We start from the raw sequence: 8,812 nt of genomic DNA, 5'->3' as shown, positions 1-8,812 counted from the left end.
TCTTTTTTCACCCGCCCATTACTGGGGATTCCTCAGCAGCCCTCCGGGGCGCGTACGAAAAAACCGCTGACTGCGTTGTTGGGCTTGAACAGAGGACCGCTCTGCCCTGCGCCTTGTCAGCGGGGTTTTCGCTCAGCTTCAGCATCATGAGGATTAAGGGAAACAGCCTAAAAGATGTGCGTGAATAACCCATGCCTGACCTGCGGTGCCTGTTGCGCTTTTTTTCGTGTCTCTTTCTACTGGGCCGAAGTAGACGACGCCAGCGGTACCGTGCCCGCCCGGCTCACCGAACCGGCTACCCCGCATTTATGCTGCATGCGCGGCACCAATCAAAAATCGCCTCGCTGTATTGCGCTGCGGGGAACGCCCGGCAAGGCCGTCAGTTGCGCGATTTACGCCAACCGCCCGGGCACCTGTCGCGAATTCGAACCATTTAATGCGCAAGGTTTACCTGATGAAGCCTGTTGCCGCGCTCGCGCGCATTACGGGCTGGCGCCGCTAACCGCAATCGCCCCGTCGCCGGAGGTGCTAGCGGGCCGCAACCAGGGTACAATCGCCCGCTGATTAACAAAAGCATTAACCCAAGGAGTATGCATGTCTATCACGGCGAACACGGTTTACCACGATACCGGTAATTTCGTTCGTAATCAGTTTATTAGCCTTTTACTGATCGCCTTACTTTGTGCTTTTATTTCGCTCGTGACAGGTCATGCCTTCTCTCCCAGCGAGGAGCAGCTTTCGCTGCTCAGCGAAGGAGATAACCTTGCCGGCAGCGTCGGTCTGTTCGATCTTGTGCGCAACATGACGCCGGAGCAACAACAGGTGCTACTGCGCGCCTCCGCCGCATCGACATTTTCCGCCCTGCTTGGCAATACCCTGCTCGCCGGCAGTCTGCTGGCGCTAATTCCGCTTGCCAGCGCAGGGCGACGCGTCAGCGCCCTGGCGGCGATTGGCGCGTCTGCTCCCCTGCTGCCGCGCCTGTTTATCCTGATTTTCCTTACCACTCTTATTGTTCAGACAGGCATTATGTTTATTGTTGTGCCTGGTATTCTGCTGGCCATTGTGCTGTCGCTGGCGCTGGTTATTCTGGCGCAGGATAAAACAGGCATTTTCCGCGCCATGCGCGCCAGCATAAAACTGGTATGGGCGAATATGCGTCTGGTTGCGCCTGCGGTCATCATCTGGCTGCTGGCTAAGGTGGCGCTGATTTTTATGGCCGCATCGTTCACGGCGCTGACGCCGACGCTTGCTTCCATCATTTTTAATACGATTAGCAACCTGCTATCGGCCACGCTTATCGTCTATCTGTATCGCCTGTATATGCTGTTACGCCAGTGATCTTCTCCGACGCCGGACATCAGGTTATAGTCAGGCGTCTTCTATTTATGGAACCTACTATGAAGCAGTTGCTTGATTTTCTTCCGCTGATTATTTTTTTCGTCTTTTACAAAATGTACGACATTTTTGTCGCAACGGGCGCGCTGATTGCGGCCACGGCTGTCGCACTGGTTATTAGCTGGTACAAATACCGTAAGGTTGAAAAAATGACGCTGGTGACCTTTGTACTGGTGGCGTTTTTTGGCGGCCTGACGCTGTTTTTCCATAATGATGAGTTCATCAAATGGAAAGTCACCGCCATTTACGGCCTGTTTGCCATAGCCCTGCTGTTCAGCCAGTGGGTGCTGAAAAAAAACCTTATTCAGAGCATGCTGGGTAAAGAAATGACGCTGACGCCCGAAGTGTGGGCACGTCTGAACATTGCCTGGGCGCTTTTCTTTATCTTCTGCGGGCTGGCGAATATTTACGTCGCCTTCTGGCTACCGCAAAACATCTGGGTAAACTTTAAAGTTTTTGGACTGACGGCGCTAACGCTTATCTTTACTCTGTTTAGCGGTATTTATATGTACCGCAATATGTCTTCAGAACAGAAATAGCGCTTTCGAAAGCGCCGATCTCCCCGGCGCTTATCCCCCCTGAATCTGTTACGACATGGTGTATACTGCGCGCCGGCACACGCATAAACATACTTTTCAGGATTAACGCATGACTTTACAGGATATGCCGCAGGGCGAACTGGTGCTGCGTACGCTGGCTATGCCCGCAGACACTAACGCCAACGGCGATATTTTTGGCGGCTGGTTGATGTCGCAAATGGATATGGGGGGAGCCATTCTCGCCAAAGAAAAAGCGCTTGGCCGCGTGGTGACCGTACGCGTGGACGGCATGACGTTTCTTAAGCCAGTGGCCGTAGGCGACGTGGTGTGTTGCTATGCCCGCTGTGTAAAACGTGGAAATACCTCAATTACCATTAATGTGGAAGTGTGGGTTAAAAAGGTATCAACAGAGCCTGTTGGCCAACGCTATAAAGCCACAGAAGCGATATTTATTTATGTGGCGGTAGACAACGAAGGGCGTCCGAGAGCGCTGCCTCAACCTTAAGCGGATTTTTAATCACCCAGGCGCTGGCAATAAAAAATCCGCCGATTAAAAAGGCGAATGCCAGTCGGCAAGCCTGTTTGCGCATACGATTCCGTTAATACAAAAAACCATGACATGTTGAGGCCCGAATCACCGGGCCTCTTTACTTGTTATTTGTTGTCGGTATCCCTGTTTGTTATTAACATGCGCAGACTTTCCGTGTGGAGCCGGCGCCTGCGGGTAACGGTGAACCGCAGGCGAGGACAGGGAAAATCTGGCCGATAGCGAGTGAGACGACGAGGTCGGCCGCAGGCTGATGGCCGGGAGGCGAGCGCACCGCGCAGAATAATATCTTTACGAGGCCGCAGGCGTTTATAAAGCGGGCCGCTGTGGCCCGCGCCGTTGCTCAGGCCCATGTTTCACCGGGCTTTAAGTAAACGCAATAGCCGCTTAACCTTAAGTGGCCAGCATTACGATCATACCGGCGGATTTTTATCACCGATGGCGCTTAATCTACCGTCGCGCCGCCGTTAATACGAAAAACAATGTTCACGGTAAGCCCTTTGCCAGGCTTGCCGGGTTCATATCGCCACCGCTTCATTGCCTGCCTGACTTCGCGGTCAAACATATTGGCCGGTTTGGCGGAGAGTATAGCGATATTTTCAACGCTGCCGTCGCTACGTACATCGAATCTCACCCTCACCCGGCCTTCCATACGCAATGCGTAAGCGCGCGCCGGATATTGCGGCTGGCTGCGACTCAACGCGCGCGGCCCGACGGGCGCGGCCCCTGGCGTTACGGCACCTGAGGTAGCGCGCGGCGCGGCGCTTGCAGCCGTACGCGTTGGGTTGGCGTTTTCAAATGGCGACGCCGGACGCGGCTCATCATGTTTTATTTCGCGTGGAGGCCGCTCAACCTTTTTCACCGGTTTCGGCTTTGGTTTTGGCTTCGGTTTCGGTTTATGGATGACGACCGGCGCTTCTTTTGGCGGCTCAGGCGCCGGTTCGGGTTCCGGTTCCGGCTCGGGTTGCGCTACCGGCGCCGGGGCAGCCTGCGGCGGTTCAAGCGATTCAGGCGCGACCATCGTCACGCTAATGGGCTGCGGCGACGGCATTTGCGCCGGCCGGTTAACCGAGGCATACAGTATGCCCGCAATTAAAGCGCCATGTAACCCAACGGAAAGCAGCGTAGGCCAGGGCAAACGACGGGGCGGTTCAAGGGTCATTACTGTCATAGTCATCCCGGGTTCTTAGCGAGGGCGTAATTTTAAATGCAAATAGCAATCATATTCAATAAGGCATAACGAAATGTCCGGGTTACCGGACCGCTACGTCGCTTTTTCCCCCACAAATGTTACATCTTAAGCAACTACACTATCTTTCCATTGCACGCTCATTTACTTTCACATAACGTACCTGGGAAAATGTCTATCAAAGGAGCTTTCCCGTGCTGTATGTGATTTACGCAGAAGATACCGCCGACTCTCTGGAAAAGCGCATGGCAGCGCGCCCCGCGCACCTGGCGCGCCTGGAGCTGTTGCATGATGAAGGACGCCTGTTGACCGCCGGGCCGATGCCCGCCGTGGACAGCAACGATCCCGGCCAGGCTGGCTTTACCGGCTCAACGGTAATCGCCGAATTTGATTCGCTCGACGCAGCGCAGGCGTGGGCAAATGACGACCCTTACTTCGCCGCAGGCGTTTACGCCAGCGTCACGGTCAAACCCTATCGCAGAACGTTCTGATACCTTATTCGCACGGTCTGATGACTGTGCGTTTTTGCTTTCGGACGTATAAAAATATAAATGTTAAGGAAGGGAAAACCGGGCAGTCAGAGCACCGCCATCGGTGCTCTTTGCTGGCTTCAACGATCGTGGATGGCGAACATCAGCGACACGCGCTGATGGTTCACAAGGCACTTTCTGATAGCGTGAATGCGCATATTGCGACGGGACTGCGCTTCCAGCCAGCGCGACTTACGCCGTTGAGCCTGACGCACCATACGCCAGCGCCCGACTTCTGTTCGACTACGCCTCATTTTTACCACTCTTTCAAATAACGACGCGCCATTATAGATCCATCCCCAGGCTAAACCAGCCGTTTCTTACTGTTTTAGTTTTCTGGCCGCCCCGTTGTGCGTACACTCATAGCAATAAGGCGATAAGCGCTAACGCTTTCAGGCTACAGGAAAACGCAGCCCTCCCCTTTGGCGGAATATCGCACGTATGATAAACAGGGAAAATCGGGGATAGCATTCACCGTTTCCGAAACCGCTGGCTGGCGCAATAAAGAAAGGATTTAACGACATATGACCACCTTCTACACGATCGTGAGTTGGCTGATCATTCTGGGCTACTGGCTTCTTATCGCAGGCGTTACGCTGCGCATTCTGATGAAGCGCCGTGCGGTTCCTTCCGCTATGGCATGGCTGTTGGTTATTTATATTCTTCCTCTGGTGGGTATCGTCGCCTACCTGTCGCTAGGCGAGTTGAACCTGGGCAAACGCCGCGCCGAACGCGCTCACGCCATGTGGCCTTCCACCGCTAAATGGCTTAACGATCTCAAAGCCTGTAAACCCATTTTCGCCACTGAAAGCAGCGAGGTGGCCAGCTCATTGTTTGAGCTATGCGAACGCCGCCAGGGCATTGGTGAAGTGAAAGGCAATCAGCTTCAGCTTTTGACCACCTCTGACGATGTAATGAAAGCCCTGATCCGCGATATTCAACTGGCGCGTCATAATATTGAGATGGTGTTTTATATCTGGCAGCCCGGCGGCATAGCCGATCAGGTAGCGGAATCGCTCATGGCTGCGGCGCGGCGCGGCGTACATTGCCGGTTGATGCTCGATTCAGCGGGCAGCGTGGCCTTTTTCCGCAGCCCCTGGGCTAATATGATGCGCAATGCCGGCGTTGAAGTGGTGGAGGCGCTAAAGGTAAACCTGTTACGTGTATTTTTACGGCGTATGGATCTACGCCAGCATCGCAAAATGGTACTCATTGATAACTATATAGCCTACACCGGTAGTATGAATCTGGTGGACCCCCGCTATTTTAAGCAGGATGCAGGCGTTGGCCAGTGGATAGACTTAATGGCGCGTATGGAAGGCCCTGTGGCCACTTCGATGGGCGTGGTTTATTCCTGCGACTGGGAGATTGAAACCGGCAAACGTATTCTGCCGCTGCCCCCGGACCTTAATATCATGCCCTTTGAACAAGCCAGCGGCCATACTATTCAGACTATCGCCTCCGGTCCCGGTTTTCCTGAAGATTTGATTCACCAGGCGCTCCTGACCTCTGTTTACGCCGCGAAAAAGTATCTGGTGATGACCACGCCCTATTTCGTGCCGAGCGACGATTTGCTGCACGCTATCTGCACCGCCGCGCAACGCGGCGTTGATGTGAGTATTATCGTTCCTTACAAAAATGATTCGCTGCTTGTGGGCTGGGCCAGCCGCGCTTTTTTCAGTGAGTTACTGGAAGCTGGCGTCAAAATTTATCTGTTTGAAGGGGGGCTGTTGCACACCAAAAGCGTGCTGGTTGACGGCCAGCTTAGCCTCATTGGCACAGTGAATCTCGATATGCGCAGCCTGTGGCTAAATTTTGAAATAACGCTTGTGATTGACGATGATGGATTCGGCAGCGATCTGGCTGCCGTGCAGGATGATTATATCTCCCGCTCGCGGTTGGTGAATGCCCGGCAGTGGCTCAACCGCCCGCTGTGGCAGCGCATTGTGGAGCGACTGTTTTACTTCTTCAGCCCATTACTGTAAAACGTGCCCCAACGTCCGATAAACAAGTGGTCATTATGATGGATATGGATCTCAATAATCGCCTGAGCGAAGACGATACGTTAGAGCAGGCCTACGACATTTTCCTTGAGCTGGCGCCTGATAATCTGGAACCAGCGGACATTATCCTGTTTAACCTTCAATTTGAAGAACGCGGCGGCGCAGAGTTGTTTGATCCTTCTCAGGACTGGGCAGAACACGTCGATTTTGATCTTAACCCGGATTTTTTCTCAGAGGTTGTAATTGGTCTGGCAGACGAAGATGGCGGCGACATTAACGACATTTTTGCCCGCGTACTGCTATGTCGCGAAAAAAACCACAAAATTTGTCATATTTTGTGGCGTGAATAAGCTTCACTGCCCGACCCACGCACTGCCAGCCCGCTAAGCTGGCATTTTTCTTCTCTGCCCTGTTTACTCTGTGCTGCTAAGCCCGTTTATCGCTAAAATCCCGCCAGGCATAACATAAACAGCCGGTATATAAACTTGCGCCGCCACTGACCACGCATGCGCCAGCCGTTGCCGCCTTTATTCTGTCCGTTCATCGGAATTGGTGACGGTTGACAAAGGCCGGCGCGAAATATCAGCACATTACTTTACGCCCTGTTTCTGCCTGATGGTTTTATTACCTAAATCGGATCGACCTTAAGGCATGAGACGGCATGGCGAAAATGCCCTTTCAACAGCGGTCGCGCCGCCGCACATTCCGGCCCCGCTATCGGGCAGCGGGTGCGAAACACGCAGCCAGACGGCGGATTAATCGGGGATGGAAGCTCGCCTTCTAACAGTTGAAAGGTTTTACCGCGCTCTTTATCCGGGTCGGGAACCGGTACCGCCGACATCAGCGCCCGGGTGTAGGGATGCAGGGGGTTGCTGTAAACCTCGCTGCAGGCGCCCAGCTCCACCGCATGGCCGAGATACATAACCAGCACTCTGTCAGAGATATGTTTTACCACTGCCAGATCGTGAGCGATAAAAATTAACGATAATCCCATCTCACGCTGCAGCGTCTGTAACAGGTTAACCACCTGCGCCTGAATAGACACATCCAGCGCAGATACCGGCTCATCACAGATAATCAGTTTCGGCTCCAGAATCAGCGCCCGGGCGATACCTATACGCTGACACTGGCCGCCAGAAAATTCGTGGGGATAACGGTTAATCAGGTTTGGCAGCAGCCCTACGCGCGCCATCATCGCCTTTACTTTTTCCTTTACCTGCTGGCGCGACAACGCTGGATAACAACTTTGCAGGGGTTCAGCGATAATTTTCCCAATAGTCATACGCGGGTTCAGCGATGCGAGGGGATCCTGAAAAATCATTTGAATATCGCTACGCACATCGCGCCACTGCTTATGGCTCATACCGAGCAGGTCGCGCCCCAGCCATGCCACACGCCCGCTGGAGGCCTTCACCAGCCCAATAATGGCGCGGGCGAACGTGGATTTTCCGCAGCCGGACTCCCCCACCACCCCAAGCGTTTCACCCTCATATAGCCGCAGCGATACGCCATCCACCGCTTTCAGGGTTTTCGGCGGCTGCCAGAACCACTGGCGTTGCGCTTTCATTTCAAAGTGTACTTTCAGATCCTGCACCTCAAGCAACACGTTTTTCTCATTAAGCTTATTCATGCCAGCGTCTCCAGCGGTGCAAAGCAGGCGCGCAACCGCTCGCCGTCAAAGCATTCCAGCGGCGGCGTAGCATCACACCGGGGCATAACATACGAGCAGCGCGGCCGAAATGGACAGCCTGAAGGCAGCCGCAGTAAATTTGGCGGATTGCCCGGAATAGTTCGCAGCGCCGCCTCTTCGCTATCAAGCCGCGGCACGGCGTTGAGCAGGCCAATAGAATAGGGATGCGCCGGGCGGTAGAAAACGTCGCGCGCGCTGCCATATTCCATCGTGCGCCCGGCGTACATGACCAGCACCTTGTCACAGATACCGGCTACCACGCCAAGGTCGTGCGTAATCATAATAATGGCGGTATTGAACTCACGCTTAAGCTCGTTGAGCAGCGTCATTATCTGCGCCTGCACGGTCACGTCCAGCGCAGTAGTCGGCTCGTCGGCGATAAGCAGCTTCGGACGGCACAGCAACGCCATCGCAATCATCACACGCTGACGCATACCGCCCGAGAACTCATGCGGATACATTCGCATACGCTTGCGCGCTTGCGGCATTTTTACCGCATCCAGCATATGTACCGATGCGTCAAACGCCTGCGCTTTGCTCATCTTTTTATGCAAAATCAGCACTTCCATAAGCTGTTCGCCCACGCGCATATAAGGATTAAGCGACGTCATCGGATCCTGAAAAATCATCGAAATTTGCTCTGCACGCAGGCGGTTCATCTGCGCCTGCGGCAGGTTAAGGATATTTTTTCCATTAAAGCGCGCCGTGCCGCTGGCGCGTCCGTTAGCCGCCAGCAGCCCCATCAGCGCAAAGGCGGTCTGGGATTTTCCGGAACCTGATTCTCCCACAATGCCAAGCGTCTGTCCGGCATCAAGCGTAAAGTTAAGATTGTTAACCGCTGTAACCTCGCCGTCCGGCGTGTTAAACGTAACGCGCAGATCGTTTACCGCCAGTATTGTTTTTGTCATTTCCACAGCCT

11 protein-coding genes are annotated in these 8,812 nt (G+C 54.0%); 7 read left to right on the top strand and 4 right to left on the bottom strand.

Features of this window, described 5'->3' with window-relative positions; genetic code table 11:
• Positions 1-174: 174 nt before the first annotated feature.
• The 4 genes from JJB97_RS01005 to yciA all read left to right on the top strand — a co-directional run bounded on the left by JJB97_RS01005 (position 175) and on the right by yciA (position 2,439).
• Positions 175-564 carry a YkgJ family cysteine cluster protein gene (locus tag JJB97_RS01005; protein ID WP_317978181.1) on the top strand — a complete coding sequence of 130 codons (390 nt, stop codon included), beginning with the start codon at positions 175-177 and terminating at the stop codon, positions 562-564.
• Positions 565-594: 30 nt separating this feature from the next.
• On the top strand, positions 595-1,338 hold the full coding sequence (locus JJB97_RS01000; RefSeq protein WP_238711926.1) for a YciC family protein: 744 nt from the start codon (positions 595-597) through the stop codon (positions 1,336-1,338).
• 59 nt (positions 1,339-1,397) lie between these two features.
• Positions 1,398-1,934: a septation protein A gene (locus tag JJB97_RS00995; protein WP_238711925.1), complete on the top strand. Its 537-nt coding sequence runs from the start codon at positions 1,398-1,400 to the stop codon at positions 1,932-1,934.
• Positions 1,935-2,043: 109 nt separating this feature from the next.
• On the top strand, positions 2,044-2,439 hold the full coding sequence (gene yciA, locus JJB97_RS00990; RefSeq protein ID WP_238711924.1) for an acyl-CoA thioester hydrolase YciA: 396 nt from the start codon (positions 2,044-2,046) through the stop codon (positions 2,437-2,439).
• 487 nt (positions 2,440-2,926) lie between these two features.
• Here the strand turns inward: yciA and JJB97_RS00985 are convergent, their stop codons facing one another.
• A complete protein-coding gene (locus JJB97_RS00985; protein WP_238711923.1) occupies positions 2,927-3,652 on the bottom strand; it encodes an energy transducer TonB in 726 nt (241 codons plus the stop codon).
• A 212-nt stretch (positions 3,653-3,864) separates the two neighbouring features.
• Between JJB97_RS00985 and JJB97_RS00980 the strand changes: the two genes are divergently transcribed.
• The gene (locus JJB97_RS00980; protein WP_238711922.1) at positions 3,865-4,161 is read left to right on the top strand and encodes a YciI family protein; all 297 of its coding nucleotides are present in this window, start codon (positions 3,865-3,867) and stop codon (positions 4,159-4,161) included.
• A gap of 119 nt (positions 4,162-4,280) precedes the next feature.
• Here JJB97_RS00980 and JJB97_RS00975 read toward each other — a convergent pair whose 3' ends face one another.
• Positions 4,281-4,454: a YciY family protein gene (locus tag JJB97_RS00975; protein WP_238711921.1), complete on the bottom strand. Its 174-nt coding sequence runs from the start codon at positions 4,452-4,454 to the stop codon at positions 4,281-4,283.
• Between the two features lie 270 nt (positions 4,455-4,724).
• Here JJB97_RS00975 and cls point away from each other — a divergent pair, with 270 nt between their 5' ends.
• A complete protein-coding gene (gene cls, locus JJB97_RS00970; RefSeq protein ID WP_238711920.1) occupies positions 4,725-6,185 on the top strand; it encodes a cardiolipin synthase in 1,461 nt (486 codons plus the stop codon).
• Positions 6,186-6,223: 38 nt separating this feature from the next.
• Positions 6,224-6,553, top strand: coding sequence for an HI1450 family dsDNA-mimic protein (locus JJB97_RS00965; RefSeq protein ID WP_238711941.1), 330 nt, complete (start codon positions 6,224-6,226; stop codon positions 6,551-6,553).
• Between the two features lie 278 nt (positions 6,554-6,831).
• Here JJB97_RS00965 and oppF read toward each other — a convergent pair whose 3' ends face one another.
• On the bottom strand, positions 6,832-7,833 hold the full coding sequence (oppF, locus tag JJB97_RS00960; protein WP_238711919.1) for a murein tripeptide/oligopeptide ABC transporter ATP binding protein OppF: 1,002 nt from the start codon (positions 7,831-7,833) through the stop codon (positions 6,832-6,834).
• Positions 7,830-8,801: an ABC transporter ATP-binding protein gene (gene oppD / locus JJB97_RS00955; RefSeq protein ID WP_238711940.1), complete on the bottom strand. Its 972-nt coding sequence runs from the start codon at positions 8,799-8,801 to the stop codon at positions 7,830-7,832. The genes oppF and oppD overlap by 4 nt, the downstream gene beginning before the upstream one ends.
• Between the last annotated feature and the right edge of the window lie 11 nt (positions 8,802-8,812).

The organism is Tenebrionibacter intestinalis (genome assembly GCF_016632365.1).
GTDB classification, from domain to species: domain Bacteria; phylum Pseudomonadota; class Gammaproteobacteria; order Enterobacterales; family Enterobacteriaceae; genus Tenebrionibacter; species Tenebrionibacter intestinalis.
The sequence above is the reverse complement of the archived record's forward strand: the minus strand, read 5'-3'. Positions and strand labels throughout refer to the sequence as shown.